The organism is Rickettsia philipii str. 364D (genome assembly GCF_000283995.1).
GTDB lineage: Bacteria > Pseudomonadota > Alphaproteobacteria > Rickettsiales > Rickettsiaceae > Rickettsia > Rickettsia rickettsii.
This window is the reverse complement of record NC_016930.1, coordinates 1,070,411-1,089,593: the sequence shown is the minus strand read 5'-3', so window position 1 is coordinate 1,089,593 and position 19,183 is coordinate 1,070,411. Positions and strand designations below refer to the sequence as shown.

Genomic DNA, 19,183 nt, shown 5'->3' with positions numbered 1-19,183 from the left:
GCTCCTACCATACCGGATCGGTTAAGATATTTAAACCGTCTATTTGAATTCAAAAGGTTACATGTCCTACGTAGGCTACTCGTACAGCGTCATCTCGATCGCTTGATACTAATGAATTTTGTGGAACTCGTCTGTAGTCACGTACTAATGTACACTGTGCAGATTTGTCCTTAAATTCATCTTGTCTGAAGCGATCGAGATTGAGCTGTGTATTTTTACTGCTAGTTATTTTTTGTGGTGGGATATCAGTGGAAGTAAACGGCAGTGTTGTCGGCCATTTTGGTCGTTTTGAAGTTATTTTCCATTTTAGAATATCAAGTAAGGCTTTAAGTTTTATATTAGGCTCAATATTGAAAAACATATTTTTATTTAGATAGACCTTCCTTTCGGTTTATTAGAGCTTTTAACTTGTTCAGCAAAAGATTTTGTCTTTTTATTTGTTGGTTTATGAATAACCTCTCTAGTTTTTTCTCCTATCAACATGGCTTCTTGCAGTATATCTTTTGGTAGTTTAGCTATAGATGCCGATATTTCCGGAGTTTGTTTTATTTCTACCGTTATCTTTTTTTCTTTATTTATATCTCTGCCTATTACTTCATCTAGTGGAACATTTTTATAATCTGCAAGAGCAACAATTGCTCCCATATCAGGCATTTTTGTACGACCATCTAGAAAATTTTTCCACGCTGTTTCATGAGTACCTGTTTTTTCACTTAACTTATACGGGGTTATATTGTCTGTTTCTAATATATTCAGTACAAATTTTTTAAAATTATTTCTAATTTCTTCTGGATCATCTTTATTTGTTTCTGATATATCGTTAATCCGATTAAATAGTTCTTTTGACCTTATATCTTCGCTCATTATTTTTTCCTGTAAAATTTACTCCTAAAAATTGAGAGTGCAAATAACTTCATAGATAGTCTCTTGGACTTATTTATTAATATATAACTAATAAATAGTAAATAGAAGATAATTATAATGAAAATAATAAATTTAAGCTATTGAATTAAGTATTTAGGTCTTATATATGAAATTTAAATTAATCTATTTTAACTTTTTTTGTCACAAATTATAAAATTTTTTGTAGTATGAGCCATGTCTGTTCCACTTCTTTTTCTATAAATTAAATTTCAGATGCAGAATCTAAGATATTTTAAAAAGATTATATAAATTAAAAATTGTTTTTTCTGCATCTTGATCATTTATGAATAAGGTAATTTTAACTGCTGATAATTGTATCATGTGAACATTTATATTATCGTTCGTTAACTTTGATAATATCGTTTCAAGTAATTTACAATCATTTTTAATCCCATAACCAATAAGAGAGATTGTAGCAATTTCGGTATCAAAAGTAAAATCTTGTATCTGCTTATCATCTTTTAAATTAGTCAGTAAAGCTTGTAAATTATTTTTATCGGTTAAATTTGTAATAAAACTATATTCTTCATTATTTTTTATTTCTTGCATAAACTCAATATGATTATTATTTTGTGTAATCATATTTGCAACTTGCAAAAAACTTAAAGACATGCTCTTTACAGATATTTTTAATAAATTTTTATTAGAAGTAATGCTGTTAATAATCCCATTCTCCATATTTTTATCCTTTGAAGTGATTAACGTACCTTCTGTATCCTGTGAAAATGTTGACAGAACACGCATATCTATTTTATACCGCATTACTAACTCTCCGGCTCTAGGGTGTAGTACTTTTGCTCCACTTGATGCTAGTTCTAACATTTCTAAAAAATCTATTTCTTTTATCTTCTTGGCATTTGGAATAATTCTTGGATCAGCAGTAAATATTCCCTCTACATCGGTATAAATATCACATCTATCGGCTTTCATAGCTGCAGCGATTAAGGCGGCAGTAGTATCAGAGCCTCCTCTGCCCAAAGTAGTTAACCTATTGGATTTGTTAATTCCTTGAAAACCGGCTATTATAGGGATGGTATTTAACTGTAAATATTTTTCTAGTAAATCTGTAGTAATTGATTCTACTAAAGCTTTACTATGATTATTATCGGTGAGCATCGGTAATTGCCAAGCTAGAAATGATCGCGCCTTTATGTCTTCTTCTTGAAGAGCGAGCGCTAGTAATGAAGCAGTGACTATTTCACCGCTAGAAAGTGCTACATCATATTCTGCAAATTGAGAAATGTTATTAAGGCTTGATACTTCATTACACAATGTGACAAGTTGATTAGTAACACCTGCCATAGCCGAAACCACTACAATTACTTGGTTATTTTTAGCTATTTCGGTTTTTATGATAGGAACGATTTTTTTTATTCTATCAATATTTGCAACGGAAGTGCCACCGAACTTTTGAATTATTAAGGCCATAAGTAAAGAAAGCCTAATATACTATTATGTTATATAATTAATTTCCGCCTGTCGTCATCTAGCGCACTTACAGACATTATTGTGTGGAACGGTTTTCAATTGTCATCTCGCGATTGATTACGAGATCCAGCTTAAAATACTAATATTATTAGTACTTTAAATTATTTTTATGGACCCTTTAGTCAAGCCACGGGGTGACCAAGTGGATTTTACCAATCAACGTAACAATGCCATAAAAAGCATTTTTCGTTCCACGTAACACTAGTAGATCAAACCGCAATACTTAAGTACTTGCAATTTCTTTAACATTCACGATTTTATGATTTCGCTTAGTTAAAAATTCTACTCTACCTTCTATCAAAGCAAATATTGTATGATCTTTGCCAAGCCCTACATTCATTCCAGGATGAATTTTTGTGCCGCGTTGTCTAACTATAATATTACCGGGTATTACATATTGTCCATCGGCTTTTTTAACTCCTAGCCTTCGACCGGCCGAGTCTCTTCCGTTTCTAGAACTACCACCGGCTTTTTTGGTTGCCATTTTATAATTCCTTTTAAGTTATTATTATTGTTTGGTAATATCTAATATTTTTAATTCCGTCAATTCTTGACGATGACCGGCTTTACGACGATAATTTTTTCTACGCTTTTTCTTAAAGACTATAATTTTATTATCTTTAAGTTGGTTAGTAATTTCAGCCGTAACGACAGCCCCTTTAACTATTGGAGTCCCAATAAAAGAAGGCTTTGAGTATTCGCCAATCATTAAAATTTGATCAAACTGAATTTTAGAGCCAAGTTCTCCATCAATTTTTTCGACTTTAATAATACTATTTCTGTCTACTTTATATTGTTTTCCACCTGCTTTTATAACTGCGAACATGAAAACTATCTCTTTAAAAATTTATAAATATTTATCGTATCATATTATTATATTAGAAATTAGTCAATGATCTTTTTTTATAGCAAATCTATTGTCGAATATCTATTAACACAAATATAATTGCGTATTGAGTTACCGCAGCAAATATTGCGGCTAGCAAATCATCAAGCATAACGCCGATACTGCCCTTAATATTTTGGTCCAACCAATTAATAGGCCAGGGCTTTACTATATCAAAAAATCGGAATAGACAAAAAGGTAATACGAAAAGTAATATAATATTTATTGTGAGCGGACTAAAATATTTAATTAAATACGATTCATTAGCAAATAAAGCAGAAAAAAATACTAAAACAATAGTTAGTATTTGCCCTACTACTTCATCAATGACCACTTCTTTAGGGTCTTCTGAATTTGTATAATTTAAATATATTTTAGTAAAATAAGTGCCGAGTATTAAGAGTATCAAACATAGGCTAAAGCTTATAATAAATATACTGACAAGTTGAGCTTCACCGAGAGTAAGACTTAAGAAAGGAATGATTATTTTGTTATTAACAATAAAATATATTAAGAAATAAGTTAGAGGGAAAGCAGCAATCGATCCAAAAGTGCCTGGGCAGTATTTTATTTTCCCGATATAAAAAAAAGTAGCAACAAATTCTGAAAATTGTTTTTTAGTAAACATTTCTTTAATTATTTTATCCTAGATTAGAGCTATAATATCTTATATAATTAAATTTTAACTTATACAGCAAAAAAAATATCATGGGAATGAGCTTTAGCCATTTATTAATAGTTTTATTAATTATTTTTGTATTATTCGGTGCCGGCAAATTACCGCAAGTCATGTCCGATCTTGCTAAAGGTCTTAAAGCGTTTAAAGACGGCATGAAAGACGACGGTAGTGATAATGATAAAAATAAATAATTAATCTTTAGTGTCCCTTTGTTATCCTGTGGCTTGACCCGCCTTGTTGCATGGCTTGAAAAACCTACTCAATGTTCATTCCCGCTTCCGCGGGAATGACATCCTGAACATTCGTACAACACATGGTCAGGTCACTGAGTGACCAAGATACAACAACGCCCTAATTTTCTGAAACAGTAGAATATATCCCATTCTTTTTCCTAATAATATCATATCGTCTCTGAGCTACTCCATCGATGAAATAAATATTACCGGATAAACCTATATAAGGTTGTCTACTGTTCATTCTATTTAAAAACCTTTCAGATGCAAATTCATTGCCTATATAGTTTGCAGTCATACGTCCTAAATCATAAGAAAGAAGATGCATGAAGCCTATATGGTTAATACCTAAGTCTTTTGCCCTATCCGGAACGTTGCTATTGAGTAAATTTAAAGAGCCGGTAAAGCTAATATCGATATTTTCAGGGTAATCGATATCAATACGATGATCACCGATTAAAATAGCCTTTTTATCTAAATTATATTTACGAATACTATCAGCGAGTAGGTTTAAATTTTTTGGATCGTCTGATAGATAAATAACCGGTTTTGTCGTGTCGCTACGTTCATTTATAATATCGGTATTGTCTGAAATATTTCTTGCAGCTTTTGCTATAGATTCAGGATTATCCTCATAAAATTCAGTGCTTGATAATGATGCATTGTTCTGAATCAATATATTTTGCATTACTTGACTAATAGTTTGCGAATGCTTCCCTTTAGGTAATAATGCCATAAAATCTTTATGGTTGTTACTTGCGTAATAATTAATGATACGTATCAGTTGTTTTAAAGGTGCATGACCGAATACAAATAATTTATCTTCTGCAAGAGCCGGATTATTTGACATAGTTATTATAATAATATCATTTGCCTTTGCTTTTTCGGCTATTAGAGAGGTAAAGTTAGAATATAGAGGACCTAAAATAATTTTAGTTTTACGTGCTACTATTTTATCCATAGCGGCTAAAACGTTTTTTTCGTCTGAACCATCGTAAGAAGTAACATGTATGTAAGATTTGATTCCGTCGTTAAGTCCCATTTTAATTAAATCTTTATATTGTTTCCCGACAATACTATCAGGACCCTGATTTGGCATTAAAATTGCAATCTCAATTTCTGTTTGTTCTTTTTTAGGAAAACTTATAGGTTCTTCTTTAGGAGTTTGACAGGACGTTAAATATATCAAGCAAAAAAATGATAGAACGATTCGTAGTTTATGTTTTATACTAGCCATAATGTTACTTAAAATTAAAAAACTATGATTAGATATCTTTCCAAACCGGGATTATATATTGTTTCAACACCGATCGGTAATTTTGAAGATATAACGCTTCGTGCTATATCGACTTTAAAAAATTCGGATGTTATCTTATGCGAGGATACTAGAATATCACAAAAATTGCTAGCAAAACATGATATTCATACAAAATTACAAATTTATAATGATCATAGTGACGAGAAAGATAGAGAAAATATCATAAGTTTAATAAAATCGGGCAATATAATAAGCTTAATTTCTGATGCAGGGACTCCTTTAATTTCCGATCCCGGCTATAAGTTAGTTAGAGGTATACGCAATCTTAATTGTCATATAGACGTAGTACCGGGAGTATCTGCACCGGTTACTGCTCTAACTTTATCGGCTTTTCCTACTGATCGATTTTTATTTCACGGGTTTTTACCTAAAACTATAGAAAGTAAGAAAAAGATTTTTTCTGAACTAGTAAATCTTAAGGCTACTTTGATTTTTTTTGAAACGGCTCCTCGTTTGATAAATACTTTATCGGTAGCTAAGGAAATACTAGGAAACCGAGAAATATGTGTAGCTCGTGAGTTAACTAAACTGTATCAAGAAATAAAAACAGGGGATATAGATGAAATAATAGAGTTCTATCAAAATAATATTTTAAAAGGTGAGATAGTATTGTTGATTTCAGGAAATATACAGGAACAAAACCAACACAAAAATTTAGAAAAATTTATAGAACTTTGCTTAAGTAAAAACTTAAGTAGCAAAACTACTACCGAACTTGTTTATGACAAATTCAAAGATGTTTATAGTAAAAAAGAGATATATAGATTGGTGAATAAGCACAAGATTTAATATAAATTTATAGTAGAATATTTACCTCAGAATATGCTAAAATAAAGAGAAGATCACATTCAGTAACATAATAATATGTTAAAAGTTAATCCGAGAGTAGATTTAGCATTTAAAAAAATCTTCGGAGTAGAAGAGAAATAAAGATTTATTGATATCGCTTATTAATTCGATAGTAAGTGAGAAAGATCAGATTGTAGAAGTAACATTACTTAATCCGTATAATCCAAAGAATTTTAAAGCCGATAAACTATCTATACTTGATATAAAAGCCAAAAGTAAAAGCAGTAAAAGGTATAAATCGCAATCCAAGTAACCGATGAAGTGGATTACGATAAAAGAGCTTTGTATTACTGGGCGAAACTGTATACGAAGCAACTGAAAGAGGGATCAGATTATGTGGCATTAAATAAAACAATAGGGATACACATACTTAACTTTACCAGTATTACAGATACAGATGCATATCATAATTCCTTTCAGTTAAAGGAAGTAAAAAGTGGTTTAGTATATTTTAAAGATATAGAGTTACATACTATAGAGATTAATAAATTTGCTAAGCATCCTAAGGAGGAGTTATCTGATGTCGTCAAGAAAGTTAAAAAGTTAAAAATGCTTTAGATATATGGCTAGCATTTTTAACACGTAATGATTTATTAAATAAAGATAATTTACCGAAAGAATTGGATAATGATGTATTGAAAAAAGCATTAACCGTGCTTGAGGTAATAAATTTAAATGATGCAGAAAGAGAGGAATATGAAAATCGTTTAGAGTTGCTTAGAATTGAAACTAGTGCTTTTAAAAAGATGAAAGAGGAAGGAAGAGCTGAAGGCGAAGCTAGAAGAAATATTGAAATAGCAAAAGAAATGCTAATTGATAAAGAGCCTCTAGAAACAATAATTAAATATACTAAACTTTCAAAAGAAGAAATAGAAAAGCTAAAAGCAGAAATCGATAAGGCAGAAAAATAAAAAGTCGTCTGCGATATATACTCCGAGTAAATGAAGAATCGGCAGACGACCCATTATAAAAAACAGTATATTTAGTTAGCTGAGCTGTGAGGACAGCCGCAACCTTTTTGAGGCTTATTGCTTTCTGCCGAATCTTTAAGTTTTTTACCGGCTGCCTGCATATCTTGACCTGCACCTTGCATTGTATTACAAGCACTTGTTAAGAAAGCTACAGCTACTAATATAGAAGTTATAAGTGCTGAACGCATAAATTTTACCTTTATCAAATTGAGCCTAGATGTTATGAAGTACGCAACAAATTGTCAACTTGAAAATATATTAAAATTTAAAGTATTTGTACACATCACTTAGCCGTATCTTTATAATCACATAAGATATTTTGTTGATAAAATATTAATTTTTAGTATTGCTTTAAGAATTAATATTTAAAAGATTTATAAAATGAAAGAAAAATTAATGATCAATTGAAAGAAGCACTATCTTTTATGAAAGACGGTGTCTTAGATTGTACAAATTTAGAGGGAATAAGCTTACAAGAGATTTTTAATTTTCTTCAAAATCCTTATATAGTAAAGGATAAAATTATCGCTCTTGATATATCAACTTATGAACATTGGAAAGAAGTAAATGATTTTATTTTGCAATTAAATGATAATTCATCTTTTAAGCCCCAAACTATAGAAATTTATACCTGCTATAGATATATGGAAGATATTTTGAATTTAAGATTAAAAACAGGCATAAATATTACTAATCATATTGATGTTAATATGACAGATCGTGGAAAAGAGGATTTATTAAAAAAATTCTTAGAGAGATTTAAAAAAAATAATTTTACTAAAGATGAAGAACAGTTAAGTCAATTTATAAAAGCTGTATGTAAAGAAGATAAAACCCCGGATGGAATCGAAATGCAATATGGGTGAGCTTTACGGCTTGGTTCTAAGTATAATTTCAGTAAAATAGATAAAATGTTCTGATTTATAGGGTATTTTTAAAAAGTTACAAGAGACACAAATACAAAAAGTAAATTCAGAAATTCATCATTATAAACAGGAAGATGATTTACATTTTTATATGGTAAAAGTCAACGGAGCGAATATGTCTGCTTGGCAAGATTTTTTGGGTAAGCAGAGTAGCTTTCAAAGTTCTTATCAAGGTAATGATCTGGTGATAAAAAGTTTTAAGGGGAAGTATGCCTTTTCCGCTAGCTTAGATTATCATGATCAAGGCTTAACCTATGTATTATGTAGCCTTTGTTTCCAATAAAATATGATTCGCGTGATATTTCATCTATAGAGATGTTTATAACCATGCTGACTTCTCAAAATGCAAGCTTTATTGCGCATTCTGGTATAGCAAGACTTCCAATATATCAAGAAAAACCTTTTATTATAAAACATAAAAATCTTGTAGTTAAACTTCATAGTTTTATTGCCGCCTGTGCCAAAGATATTTATTCTAATAAAAAAGCATATATGATTACTGTACCGGTAAAAGAAATGACACAAATAATTCTTAAAGAATATGAGAAAAAAGGAGTTTTAGATAAAATATATATAGGACATCAGCAAGAAAATTTAGATAATAAACAAACCCCTATAAAACTTGTTGAGGATAATGACTAAACTTTATTTAGTCTTTATGATAAAAACGGTAATATATTACATGAATTAACTAGTGCACAAATTGAAGGAGAATTCGCTTGGTTTTGCAAACATCCGTATCTATGCAGGGGGCAAGGTAAAAGGTGCACCGTTCGTTACTTGTCATTTAGAAACATTAGCAACACTTGATCCTAAACCTAATTCTATAGAACATGAATATTATTCAGAAATAATTGGTAATTTATAAGATTTACTATAACTCATTATTTAAGGTTAAAATAATAATCGCAATACTCTTTAATAGGGCAGATGTCGCAATCGGGTTTTCTAGCTTTGCATATATATCTGCCGTGCAGAATTAGCCAGTGATGGGCATGCGTTAGCCATTTTTTATCGATAATCTGCAGTAGCTCTTTTTCTACTATTTCGGGAGTACCGCCTTTAGCAAGCCCGATTCTGTTGGCTACTCTAAAGACATGCGTATCAACTGCCATTGTAGGCATGCCGAATAAGCAATTTAGTACAACATTAGCAGTTTTTCTGCCAACGCCCGGTAGTTTAATTAATGCCTTAAAATCATTCGGTACTGAAGCTTGATAATTGCTTATCAATATTTTACATAATGCGATAATATTTTTTGCTTTGCTGTTAAATAGTCCTATAGATTTTATATATTTTTTAAGTCCTTCTTCGCCGAGTGCTAAAATTTTTTCTGGTGTATCATAAGTTTTAAATAAAGATTTAGTTGCTAAATTTACTGATATATCGGTGGCTTGAGCAGATAATATTACCGCTACTAATAAGGTAAAATCATTCTTATATATTAATTCGGTTTTCGGATTTGGATTATTCTTGCTAAAAATCTCAAAAATTTTATTCACTATTTGTGCTTGCATATATTGCTATAGAAAGTGTATTTTAGAAGATAAATTATTGAGTCTTAAAATGCTAGAAAATAAAAATTTTAAATTTATAGAAAATGAGATAAAAAATAATAAAGTAGTATTGTTCATGAAAGGTATTAAAAAGTCGCCTGCATGCGGGTTTTCAGGAACCGTAGTAGCTATTTTGAATAAATTAGGTGTAGAATTTCGTGATATTAATGTACTTTTTGATGCTGAATTACGTGAAGATGTAAAAAAATTTAGCGACTGGCCGACATTCCCACAATTATACATTAACGGAGAATTAGTCGGCGGGTGTGATATTGCTAGAGAGTTATATCAAAGTGGAGAACTTGAGAAGATGTTGAAAGCGTATACTCGGTGAATTTCAAAAATTGGCGTATTCGTCTAGTAAGTGCTGCGGTGTTCACGTATTCAGTATACGTTCCGCTCCTCGCCTTGCAGACTCCTTGCTCTTTTTGAAATTGACCTTCACTACTACTCAACCTTAATATTTTAAGTACATAAACATATAAAAACATGAGCAAATATTTAGAATACCCCGAAGTAGAAAGTAAAGAGCAGCCGCCGAAGAAGCTAGTAGTATTACTGCACGGTGTCGGCTCGGACGGACATGATTTAATAGGACTTGTGCCTTATATCAAAAATTATTTACCCAATTGTCATTTTATTTCCCCGCATGGTATTGAGGCTTATGATATGATGCCTTATGGTAGACAATGGTTTAGTTTGCAAGACCGCAGCCCGCATATTATGGCAAAGCTAATTGCAAATAATATTTCTAAGGTTGAAGATATAATAAAGCAAAAGCAGGACGAGTTAAATCTAACCAATAAAGATACTATCATTATTGGCTTTTCTCAAGGTACGATGATAGGATTATATTTAACGCTAGTTCAAAAAGAGCCGTTTTTCTGTACTATAGGTTTTGCGGGTGCATTAATTCCACCTATGGAAGTTAATAATAAGCTTACTCCTATATGCTTGATTCATGGGGAATTAGATGAGGTGGTCGGTGTTAGCGAGATGTATAATGCTTCAAACTATTTATCTAAGCTGCATATAGAGCATAGCGGACATAAATTAACGTCTCTTGCTCATTCAATAGATGGACGGGGGCTTGAGATTGCGATTAATTTTATAAATAACCGTCATTGCGAGCAGCCGTAGGCTGCGTGGCAATCTAAGGATTTTGGTATGAGATTGCTTCGTCAAAATTTTCAATTTTTCCTCGCAATGATGATTAGATATCCACACAACAAAACCAAAAAAATATGAGGATGAATGAATATTTTTAATAATAATTTACACGAAACGGATAAAGAGATTAATGAAATAATAAAGCATGAAAAGCTACGTCAAAGTAGTGTAATCGAGCTTATTGCATCAGAAAATTTCGTAAGTCCTGCTGTGCTTGAAGCTCAAGGGGCGCTTCTGACTAACAAATATGCCGAAGGATACCCAAGTAAGCGATTCTATAACGGTTGCGAGGAAGTAGATAAAGCTGAAAATTTAGCTATAGAACGAGTAAAAAAACTCTTTAACTGCAAATATGCAAATGTCCAACCTCATTCAGGATCACAAGCAAATCAGGCTGTATATCTTGCTTTATTACAGCCGGGTGATACGGTGCTTGGTATGTCCTTAGATAGCGGCGGGCATCTAACTCACGGTGCAGCTCCTAATATGTCTGGTAAATGGTTTAACGCCGTTTCTTATAGCGTAAATAAAGAGACTTATTTAATCGATTATGATGAGATTGAACGCTTAGCGGATTTGCATAAACCAAAATTACTTATAGCCGGTTTTTCTGCTTATCCTCGTAATATTGATTTTGCAAAATTTAGAGAAATCGTGGATAAAGTAGGAGCTTACTTTATGGCAGATATTGCTCATATTGCAGGACTTGTTGCCACAGGTGAGCATCAAAGCCCTATTCCTTATGCTCACGCTGTTACCTCTACTACTCATAAAACACTTAGAGGTCCAAGAGGCGGTTTAATTTTATCTAACGATGAAGAGATAGGTCACAAAATAAATTCTGCATTATTTCCAGGACTACAAGGTGGTCCGTTAATGCATATAATAGCTGCAAAAGCCGTAGCTTTTTTAGAAAATTTGCAGCCTGAATATAAAAGTTATATTCAGCAGGTAATAAGTAACGCTAAAGCTTTAGCAAGTAGCTTGCAAGAAAGAGGATATGATATATTAACAGGTGGTACCGATAATCATATTGTTTTAGTGGATTTGCGTAAAGACGGAATCACTGGTAAGCTTGCCGCAAATTCTTTGGATAGAGCAGGGATTACGTGTAATAAGAATGCTATCCCGTTTGATGAAACTTCGCCTTTTATCACTTCAGGTATTCGCCTTGGTACTCCAGCATGTACTACTAGAGGCTTTAAGGAAAAGGATTTTGTATTAGTCGGTCATATGGTAGCAGATATTTTAGACGGCTTAAAAAATAATGAAGATAATAGCGCTCTTGAGCAGCAAGTATTAAATGAAGTGACAAAATTAATTGAATTATTTCCGTTTTATGGCTAATTTAAATAAACGACCTGATTGGATAAAAGTAAAAGCTCCTAATTCTACAGAGTACTATAATACAAAAGATTTAATAAAGAATCTGAGATTAAATACTGTGTGCGAGGAAGCTGCTTGTCCTAATATTGGTGAGTGCTGGTCAAAAAAACATACAACTGTGATGATTTTAGGTTCGGTTTGTACTAGAGCTTGTAGGTTTTGTAACGTTAAAACGGGTAGACCGGATTTACTTGATCCGTATGAACCGCAAAGGTTAGCGGAGGCGGTACAAAAGCTAAATCTTAAGCATGTAGTAATTACTTCCGTCGATCGTGATGATCTTGAGGATGGCGGAGCGTCACATTTTGCGGAGTGTATTAGCGAAATCCGAAAATCATCGCCAAATACTACTATTGAGATTCTAACACCCGATTTTTTAAGAAAAGAAGGAGCAGCTGAAATAATAGCAAACGCAAAACCTGACGTTTTTAACCATAATGTCGAAACAGTACCGTCTTTATACAAAACGATTAGACCGGGGGCTAGATATTATAATTCTTTAAGCTTACTTCATAATATTAAAAAATTATCTCCTGAAATTTTTACAAAATCCGGTATGATGGTAGGACTTGGGGAAGAAATAAATGAAGTAGTACAGGTTATAGATGATTTAAGAGAAGCAAAGGTTGATTTCCTAACTATCGGGCAGTATCTGCAGCCTACCAAAAATCATGCTGAGGTCGCAAAATATGTTACGCCGGAAGAGTTTAAATATCTAGAGCGACTAGCAAAAACAAAAGGATTCTTGATGGTTTCGGCAAGCCCGCTAACCCGTTCTTCATACCATGCCGATGAGGATTTTCAAAAATTAAAAGAGAATTACCAACAAAAACTGGTGTCTTAAAATATCATGCTTATTGCCTGTGTGGTCAGTTTTCATAGCTATTATCTTTGTTTACTAAAGTAAATAATCCTTATGTTGATTAATTTATATATATGATATCATACGTGTAACACACGTGTATACGAGTATTTTATGCAGAAGAAATTGACAATTACTATAGATGAAGCGGTTTATTATAGGCTTTATTCTGTAATAGGTGAACATAAAATTAGCAAATTTATTGAGCAACTTGTGTAAAACCTTATGTAATTAATGGGAAGCTTGGAGCCGCTTACAAAGCCATGGCTCAAGATACAAAAGCTGAGGAGAAGGCCAATGAGTGGGTAGAAGGGTTAATAGAACGCGATTTTTATGAAAAGAGCTGAGGTATGGTGGTCGACTTGAATCCTTTGTTAGGTGGGAAGTCGCTAAGGTAAGACCGGCAATAATGACTCAAATGCTTCATTAAATCGTGTGCAAGTAATACCTTTAACTAGTAACATCGATCAATGCTATCCTTGTGAAGCCTACGTAATGATAGGTAGCAAAAAAGGTAAAGCCATGACTGATCGAATAATGACAGTAAGCAAATTAAGATTAAAATCTAAAATTAACGTTATCTCTAATGAAGATATACAGCTTTTAAAATATGCTCTTAAGTTACAGCTAAGTCTATAACGACTATTTATTCAATATTTGGTACAATGATAAACGTAGAAATTGTAAGACACTACAACAAATGGCGTGAGCATAAGCAGATAAATAAGAGTTTAATCAAAAAAATAACTCAAAATATTTTATTGCGGTTTGATAATTTTAGTAAAATAAAACAATTTGAATTATCAATTTTACTAACAAATGCTGCAGAAATATTGATCTTAAACAAACAATTTCGTAATATAGAAAAAGCTACTAACGTTCTTTCTTTTCCAAGCAACGAATTAAATTGGCAGGATTTATATTCTAAACTTGAATTTTTAGGTGACTCTGATTATATGCATTTAGGTGATATAGCATTTTGTTATGAGGTAATATATAATGAATCGTGCGAGCAGCACAAAACTTTTGAGAATCATTTTATTCATCTTTTAATACATAGTATTTTACACTTAATTGGTTTTGATCATCAAAATGACACAGAAGCAAATATTATGGAAAATCTAGAAATTGAAATATTATCATATTTCGGTATTTTCCCCCCTTATTAACTAAATAAAAAAATTTATGTTAAAATCTTCAAAAAAAGAAGATTCTAGTAAAAAAAATCAAAATAATAAGTTAATTTTTACTGTACGAAAATTATTCTCTCCGATAAAAAATTTTTTTAGAAAAACAAAAACGCCCGATAATTTTTTTGGTGTCATAAAACGCCTTAAAATTAATAGCCAAAAAATGACTTTAGACGAGCGTAATATTTTAGCTAATTTATTGGAGCTAGAAGATAAAACTATTGAAGATATAATGGTACCGCGTTCCGATATTGCGGCAATAAAATTAACTACGAATCTAGAAGAATTAAGTGAGTCTATTAAGTTAGAAGTCCCACATACACGAACTCTTATATATGATGGTACTTTGGATAATGTAGTAGGGTTCATTCATATCAAGGATTTATTTAAAGCATTGGCTACAAAGCAAAACGGTCGTTTAAAAAAGCTTATACGTAAGCATATAATTGCAGCTCCTTCTATGAAATTATTAGATTTGCTAGCAAAAATGCGTCGTGAGAGAACACATATTGCAATAGTTGTTGATGAGTATGGCGGTACTGACGGTTTAGTTACTATTGAAGATCTTATAGAAGAAATAGTAGGACGAATAGATGATGAGCATGATCAGCAATTAGATAGCGATAATTTCAAGGTTATTAATAACTCAACAATTATTTCAAATGCACGTGTTGAAGTAGAAGTGCTAGAAGAAATAATAGGCGAAAAGCTACACAATGATTATGATGAGTTTGATACGATAGGTGGATTAGTATTGACTAGAGTCAGTAGTGTTCCGGCTATCGGTACTAGAATAGATATTTCAGAAAATATTGAAATTGAAGTTACGGACGCAACTCCTCGTTCTTTAAAACAAGTCAAAATTAGACTAAAAAACGGTTTGAATGGTCAATGAATACGAATTTAGAGTCGGTGTGTCCTCTAAATTCGTTAAAAATATTTTATTATTATATTGCAGCTTGTGCTTCATTTCCTATCATCGGACTTTCTTGCGAAGTTGCGTCTGTATAATGCTCATATGCTAGCATTGCTCCCATTGTGGCTACTATATCGGCACCACATTTGAGAAGACAAGCCGGAGATTTAAGTAAATCACCTGCTATCACATAAATTCCAACAGCACATGCTCTTACTACTGCAAGCTTACCATACCAAGGGGTTGGTATCATCACTTCTAAATAATTCGACTATTTTGTTAAGCATAAAAATAAACCTAATTAGTTAATATTAAATTTTAGTTATGCGATATATAACTAAACATTAACTAATTGTCAATGATAATTACCATGAAACATGGACAATATAATTTCATTTGACTTAGCAGAGAAATTTGAGTTAAATATCAAAGCCCTATACATAAAAAATTATCATTATGAATGAATTACATATTAAACTACAAAATTACAGTAGTACATATCCTGAAGAAATTGTTACAAAAACAAAAATGCTTGAATTTTTAAATGAATATGCAAACCCTTTTAGCTGAGATTTACAAATAGGACATTTCACTGCTTCGGCTTTTTTACTTAATAATGATAAAACTAAATTTTTATTGATGCACCATAAAAAGCTTGATAAGTGGCTTCAACCAGGCGGTCATTGTGATGGAGATAGTAATATATTAAATGTAGCGGTTAAAGAAGCTATAGAAGAATCCGGAATTAATGAAATCAAAACGATAAATAAGGAGATTTTTGATATAGACACCCATTATATGCCGCGAACTCATAAGGAACCTGCTCATTATCACTATGATGTACGATTTTTACTAAAAACAGTAAATAATGATAATTTTATAAAAAATAACGAATCAAATGAACTTAAATGGTTTAACTTTTCTGATGATTCAAAATTAGCTATTGAGCTAGAACGTTCCGTTACTAGAATGATAGAAAAGTTTATGACAATTAACCATCCTGCTTGTTAAATATAAATTATTGCCCTATAATAAATATCCAGATTCAATTAATAAGAACAGATATCCGAACTCTCTAGCAGGCGAAGTTGTTACTATTAAAATTAAGGATTAACCTCAGCCTCATAATTTTATAAAGAGTGAAATTGATTCATAGTAACATCGATAGTTTTATGCTGTGCTCGGTGTCATACCGTGGCTTGACCACGGTATCTTGGTCACAGACTTGTATTCTTAGATCCCGTGGTCAAGTCGCGGGATGACAATAATTTATTTTATGCTATTTTTTGATATTCAAAATATATTTTTCTTACTGCATAAATCCACGCTAAGCATACGAAAGTAAATACCAACATTAGAATTGGTGAGATTAAGGTAAAAGTAGCGGTTGGAACTAAAGTAAAAATAATAGATTGCACAAGACCGCTAGAGGATTTGCCGACTTTTGCACTTATCACGTCAACCGCAGCTTTGCCTTTAGTTTTAAGCTCCTCATCAAGAGGGATATATAACATTTCTCTTGAAGTATCCCATATAGAATATTTAGTACCTTTAGCTAAAATATTTTGAATACCACCGATTGAAACGGCAAGAGCCAGAGGTGACATTAAAATTGCTCCATCAAATAATGATAAAATTTGTTGGTCAAATACGATAAGTACAAAGAACAAAATGCCGGTCACCATTATTATAACCGGTGAAATCACTGCTGCTACAAACCAGTTGTGCATACGCATAATGTTATTACCGATGATGGTCATAACCATTATTGCCACGCCTGTCCAAAGTATATACAGACTGTTAAATTCAGCATAGGTATTTACAGTCGGATATAATTCCTTAATTTTTGCTTTCCATACGGCTTCGACTAAGTTAATAGCAAATCCGAAAGCTGCCGAACAAATTAAAAGTAGCCATAAATATTTTGATTTCGCAATATATTTAAAGCTTTTAATTAGCCCCATACGTTCTGAAGTTGAGCGACCGCTTTTTGCTTTAGCATAAAATAACGGATTAGTAAAAACGTTCTTGCTAATAAATCTAACTAACAAACAACAAATAATAGCAACAATTGCCACAATTGTCGTGGATACTTGAACTAAAGTGATTTTACTATCCGAAATACTCATAAACTTCTTAATAATAGTATCTTCCGATGATAGATTCATCATTAAAAAGCCGACTAATATTAAAGAAGAGTTGCCGAATAGCGAAAAGAGAGTATAAAATCTTTTTGCTTCTTCGGTAGTAGTAAGTTCATTAGCAAACTGCCAAAATAATAATACGTAAAAAATATTAGGCCAAAGCTCGGCAAGACTATAATATACTATATAACCCCAATTACCTACTAATGAGATGTACCACTTAAAATGAGGATAACGTTCCATCCAGTCAGCTAGATTATCGGGATGTACATGAAAAATATGAATATTAGGATAGATTACAAAAGTGAATAGAACAAAAAAGCTGATAAAAAATGCACTTAAATAATAAAAGATCTTTTCAAAAGTAAGATAATTAATCATTTTAGCATAAATAATCACGAATAAAGCAGCGGCAGGCGTAACGCAATAAACTTTAGCAAAACCTGCTATTTCTGCACTAATCTCGGAGATTAAAATACTATCTTTTAAGATGCGTAAAACATTTTGATTAAATAAAATACAAAACATTAAGGTACTCATCGGAATAAACTTTCCGAGTTCGTAATTATGCACAGGCCAAAATGCCGCTCTGAATTTGTTTTTAAACGATCGTGATGAGGTACTTAGCATTATAAATCCCTAAGGACAAAAAAAAAACTTAAGCACTTCAAGATTTTATGAAAAGATATTTCCCCTAAAACTTTAGAGCCTATATACTTGTTATTACATTCTGAAGGTGCTGAACTTATACAATATATTTAGCCTTTTGTCAAGAATTACTAGATACTCTCAATTCTAGATAGTAATAAACTACAGGAATATTTTGACCTTTATAATAATTATACAAAGACACATAATTTAGGTAATTAATATTTAAAATCAGGTAAAATAGTAATGCAAACAGAGCATTATAGGGTGTTGTATTACTCGGCGTTATCCCGTGGTTTGTCCAGAGGTTTCAGTAAAAATAAATTAAAAATGGATGCCCGCTTTCGTGAGAATGACAAAGGGGAAGTCAGGAATGACATAGAAAGAAGTCAGGATGACATCAAAACTTTCCTAATCATCCTCTCTATCTTCAACTCACTGGAAATATTTTTTTTAGCTCGTGACAAAAGTTTTATTGAAAATTTGAGAAGCTACGGTGAAGTTTATTTAATAGATTGGCTAGAGATTGAGGAACCTAAATATTTACTAGACGACTATGTGCATAAAATAATCGAAGTAATAGATAATTTGAAAATTAAAGACATTAATTTAATAGGTCATTGTATCGGCGGTAACCTTGCGATAGCTACAAACGTACTTATGCCTAAATTTATCAAAACTCTGACTTTACTTACCTGCTCGTGGGATTTTTCTCATTTTTTCTATATAAGAATGTTGAATCGATATTTAAAACTAGATAGTGGCATAGACAATTTACCGATAATTCCTAAAATTCATATTCAAATTTTATTTTTTCTTTTATTCCCTGATTATTTCAATGCTAAATTAAAAAAATTTTTCTCTATAACTTCCGATAAGGAGCAAGAATTAGCATTGAGAATAGAGAATTGGCTTATGTCAGGTAATAGTATATCTAAGGAGGTTTATAATCAAATTATACAAAATATATTAGATGAAAATATGTTTATAAATCTTAAATGGAAAATCGAATAATTTTATTATTGATCCGAGTTTAA

General features: G+C 31.7%; 28 protein-coding genes and 1 pseudogene. 18 read left to right on the top strand and 11 right to left on the bottom strand.

The window, feature by feature from the left end; genetic code table 11:
* Nucleotides 1-49 precede the first annotated feature (49 nt).
* From RSA_RS05775 to RSA_RS05750, 6 genes are all read right to left on the bottom strand, one after another.
* On the bottom strand, nt 50-361 hold the full coding sequence (locus RSA_RS05775) for a palindromic element RPE3 domain-containing protein (RefSeq protein WP_014364993.1): 312 nt from the start codon (nt 359-361) through the stop codon (nt 50-52).
* A gap of 8 nt (nt 362-369) precedes the next feature.
* Nucleotides 370-864, bottom strand: coding sequence for a helix-turn-helix domain-containing protein (locus RSA_RS05770; protein ID WP_014364992.1), 495 nt, complete (start codon nt 862-864; stop codon nt 370-372).
* A gap of 282 nt (nt 865-1,146) precedes the next feature.
* Entirely contained in the window at nt 1,147-2,352 is a 1,206-nt protein-coding gene (locus tag RSA_RS05765) for an aspartate kinase (RefSeq protein ID WP_014364991.1), read from the bottom strand.
* A gap of 283 nt (nt 2,353-2,635) precedes the next feature.
* A complete protein-coding gene (rpmA, locus tag RSA_RS05760) occupies nt 2,636-2,896 on the bottom strand; it encodes a 50S ribosomal protein L27 (protein ID WP_012151280.1) in 261 nt (86 codons plus the stop codon).
* Between the two features lie 24 nt (nt 2,897-2,920).
* Entirely contained in the window at nt 2,921-3,238 is a 318-nt protein-coding gene (gene rplU, locus RSA_RS05755) for a 50S ribosomal protein L21 (protein WP_004997480.1), read from the bottom strand.
* 88 nt (nt 3,239-3,326) lie between these two features.
* Complete coding sequence (locus RSA_RS05750; RefSeq protein WP_014363256.1) at nt 3,327-3,926, bottom strand: phosphatidylglycerophosphatase A family protein; 600 nt, start codon at nt 3,924-3,926, stop codon at nt 3,327-3,329.
* Nucleotides 3,927-4,006: 80 nt separating this feature from the next.
* Here RSA_RS05750 and RSA_RS05745 point away from each other — a divergent pair, with 80 nt between their 5' ends.
* Nucleotides 4,007-4,168, top strand: a complete 162-nt coding sequence (locus tag RSA_RS05745; RefSeq protein WP_004997483.1) for a twin-arginine translocase TatA — start codon at nt 4,007-4,009, stop codon at nt 4,166-4,168.
* A gap of 160 nt (nt 4,169-4,328) precedes the next feature.
* On the opposite strand, the gene RSA_RS05740 is transcribed toward RSA_RS05745, so the two are convergent.
* The gene (locus RSA_RS05740; RefSeq protein WP_012151278.1) at nt 4,329-5,447 is read right to left on the bottom strand and encodes a penicillin-binding protein activator; all 1,119 of its coding nucleotides are present in this window, start codon (nt 5,445-5,447) and stop codon (nt 4,329-4,331) included.
* Between the two features lie 24 nt (nt 5,448-5,471).
* Between RSA_RS05740 and rsmI the strand changes: the two genes are divergently transcribed.
* The 4 genes from rsmI (at nt 5,472) to RSA_RS09750 (ending at nt 7,288) form a co-directional block, all read left to right on the top strand.
* On the top strand, nt 5,472-6,317 hold the full coding sequence (gene rsmI / locus RSA_RS05735; RefSeq protein WP_014364990.1) for a 16S rRNA (cytidine(1402)-2'-O)-methyltransferase: 846 nt from the start codon (nt 5,472-5,474) through the stop codon (nt 6,315-6,317).
* A 148-nt stretch (nt 6,318-6,465) separates the two neighbouring features.
* Nucleotides 6,466-6,630 (top strand): PD-(D/E)XK nuclease family transposase, encoded by a 165-nt coding sequence (locus tag RSA_RS10085; protein ID WP_012151275.1) that lies wholly within the window; start codon nt 6,466-6,468, stop codon nt 6,628-6,630.
* Nucleotides 6,631-6,638: 8 nt separating this feature from the next.
* A complete protein-coding gene (locus RSA_RS10080) occupies nt 6,639-6,935 on the top strand; it encodes an Rpn family recombination-promoting nuclease/putative transposase (protein ID WP_041472363.1) in 297 nt (98 codons plus the stop codon).
* A gap of 62 nt (nt 6,936-6,997) precedes the next feature.
* On the top strand, nt 6,998-7,288 hold the full coding sequence (locus RSA_RS09750) for a hypothetical protein (RefSeq protein WP_014363254.1): 291 nt from the start codon (nt 6,998-7,000) through the stop codon (nt 7,286-7,288).
* A gap of 71 nt (nt 7,289-7,359) precedes the next feature.
* Here the strand turns inward: RSA_RS09750 and RSA_RS05720 are convergent, their stop codons facing one another.
* Nucleotides 7,360-7,536, bottom strand: a complete 177-nt coding sequence (locus tag RSA_RS05720; protein WP_012151273.1) for an entericidin A/B family lipoprotein — start codon at nt 7,534-7,536, stop codon at nt 7,360-7,362.
* A 216-nt stretch (nt 7,537-7,752) separates the two neighbouring features.
* Here RSA_RS05720 and RSA_RS05715 point away from each other — a divergent pair, with 216 nt between their 5' ends.
* From RSA_RS05715 to RSA_RS08645, 3 genes are all read left to right on the top strand, one after another.
* Entirely contained in the window at nt 7,753-8,214 is a 462-nt protein-coding gene (locus RSA_RS05715; protein WP_231284224.1) for a hypothetical protein, read from the top strand.
* 330 nt (nt 8,215-8,544) lie between these two features.
* A complete protein-coding gene (locus RSA_RS05705) occupies nt 8,545-8,916 on the top strand; it encodes a hypothetical protein (protein WP_041472361.1) in 372 nt (123 codons plus the stop codon).
* A 52-nt stretch (nt 8,917-8,968) separates the two neighbouring features.
* Nucleotides 8,969-9,142: a hypothetical protein gene (locus RSA_RS08645; protein ID WP_155114822.1), complete on the top strand. Its 174-nt coding sequence runs from the start codon at nt 8,969-8,971 to the stop codon at nt 9,140-9,142.
* A 16-nt stretch (nt 9,143-9,158) separates the two neighbouring features.
* On the opposite strand, the gene nth is transcribed toward RSA_RS08645, so the two are convergent.
* Nucleotides 9,159-9,791: an endonuclease III gene (gene nth / locus RSA_RS05700; protein WP_012262578.1), complete on the bottom strand. Its 633-nt coding sequence runs from the start codon at nt 9,789-9,791 to the stop codon at nt 9,159-9,161.
* Between the two features lie 49 nt (nt 9,792-9,840).
* Between nth and grxD the strand changes: the two genes are divergently transcribed.
* The 7 genes and pseudogenes from grxD (at nt 9,841) to tlyC (ending at nt 15,333) form a co-directional block, all read left to right on the top strand.
* The gene (grxD, locus tag RSA_RS05695) at nt 9,841-10,164 is read left to right on the top strand and encodes a Grx4 family monothiol glutaredoxin (RefSeq protein ID WP_014364987.1); all 324 of its coding nucleotides are present in this window, start codon (nt 9,841-9,843) and stop codon (nt 10,162-10,164) included.
* Nucleotides 10,165-10,319: 155 nt separating this feature from the next.
* Nucleotides 10,320-10,970, top strand: coding sequence for a hydrolase (locus RSA_RS05690; protein WP_012151265.1), 651 nt, complete (start codon nt 10,320-10,322; stop codon nt 10,968-10,970).
* Between the two features lie 114 nt (nt 10,971-11,084).
* Complete coding sequence (gene glyA / locus RSA_RS05685) at nt 11,085-12,347, top strand: serine hydroxymethyltransferase (RefSeq protein WP_012151264.1); 1,263 nt, start codon at nt 11,085-11,087, stop codon at nt 12,345-12,347.
* On the top strand, nt 12,340-13,230 hold the full coding sequence (lipA, locus tag RSA_RS05680; protein ID WP_012151263.1) for a lipoyl synthase: 891 nt from the start codon (nt 12,340-12,342) through the stop codon (nt 13,228-13,230). The genes glyA and lipA overlap by 8 nt, the downstream gene beginning before the upstream one ends.
* 435 nt (nt 13,231-13,665) lie before the next feature.
* Nucleotides 13,666-13,887: pseudogene (locus RSA_RS05675) on the top strand (type II toxin-antitoxin system PemK/MazF family toxin); the annotation flags it as partial.
* A gap of 26 nt (nt 13,888-13,913) precedes the next feature.
* Entirely contained in the window at nt 13,914-14,417 is a 504-nt protein-coding gene (gene ybeY / locus RSA_RS05670; protein WP_012262576.1) for an rRNA maturation RNase YbeY, read from the top strand.
* A 16-nt stretch (nt 14,418-14,433) separates the two neighbouring features.
* Nucleotides 14,434-15,333: a hemolysin C gene (gene tlyC, locus RSA_RS05665; RefSeq protein WP_012151259.1), complete on the top strand. Its 900-nt coding sequence runs from the start codon at nt 14,434-14,436 to the stop codon at nt 15,331-15,333.
* Nucleotides 15,334-15,385: 52 nt separating this feature from the next.
* Here the strand turns inward: tlyC and RSA_RS05660 are convergent, their stop codons facing one another.
* On the bottom strand, nt 15,386-15,607 hold the full coding sequence (locus RSA_RS05660) for a hypothetical protein (RefSeq protein WP_014364986.1): 222 nt from the start codon (nt 15,605-15,607) through the stop codon (nt 15,386-15,388).
* A 203-nt stretch (nt 15,608-15,810) separates the two neighbouring features.
* Between RSA_RS05660 and RSA_RS05655 the strand changes: the two genes are divergently transcribed.
* Both RSA_RS05655 and RSA_RS05650 read left to right on the top strand, forming a co-directional pair.
* Nucleotides 15,811-15,924, top strand: coding sequence for a hypothetical protein (locus RSA_RS05655; RefSeq protein ID WP_014363246.1), 114 nt, complete (start codon nt 15,811-15,813; stop codon nt 15,922-15,924).
* 9 nt (nt 15,925-15,933) lie between these two features.
* A complete protein-coding gene (locus RSA_RS05650) occupies nt 15,934-16,365 on the top strand; it encodes an NUDIX hydrolase (protein ID WP_081498232.1) in 432 nt (143 codons plus the stop codon).
* Nucleotides 16,366-16,628: 263 nt separating this feature from the next.
* Here RSA_RS05650 and tlc5 read toward each other — a convergent pair whose 3' ends face one another.
* Entirely contained in the window at nt 16,629-18,128 is a 1,500-nt protein-coding gene (gene tlc5 / locus RSA_RS05645; RefSeq protein ID WP_012262574.1) for a GTP/GDP exchange transporter Tlc5, read from the bottom strand.
* Nucleotides 18,129-18,476: 348 nt separating this feature from the next.
* On the opposite strand from tlc5, the gene RSA_RS05640 reads away from it, so the two are divergent.
* Nucleotides 18,477-19,160 carry an alpha/beta hydrolase gene (locus tag RSA_RS05640; RefSeq protein ID WP_012151255.1) on the top strand — a complete coding sequence of 228 codons (684 nt, stop codon included), beginning with the start codon at nt 18,477-18,479 and terminating at the stop codon, nt 19,158-19,160.
* Nucleotides 19,161-19,183 lie beyond the last annotated feature (23 nt).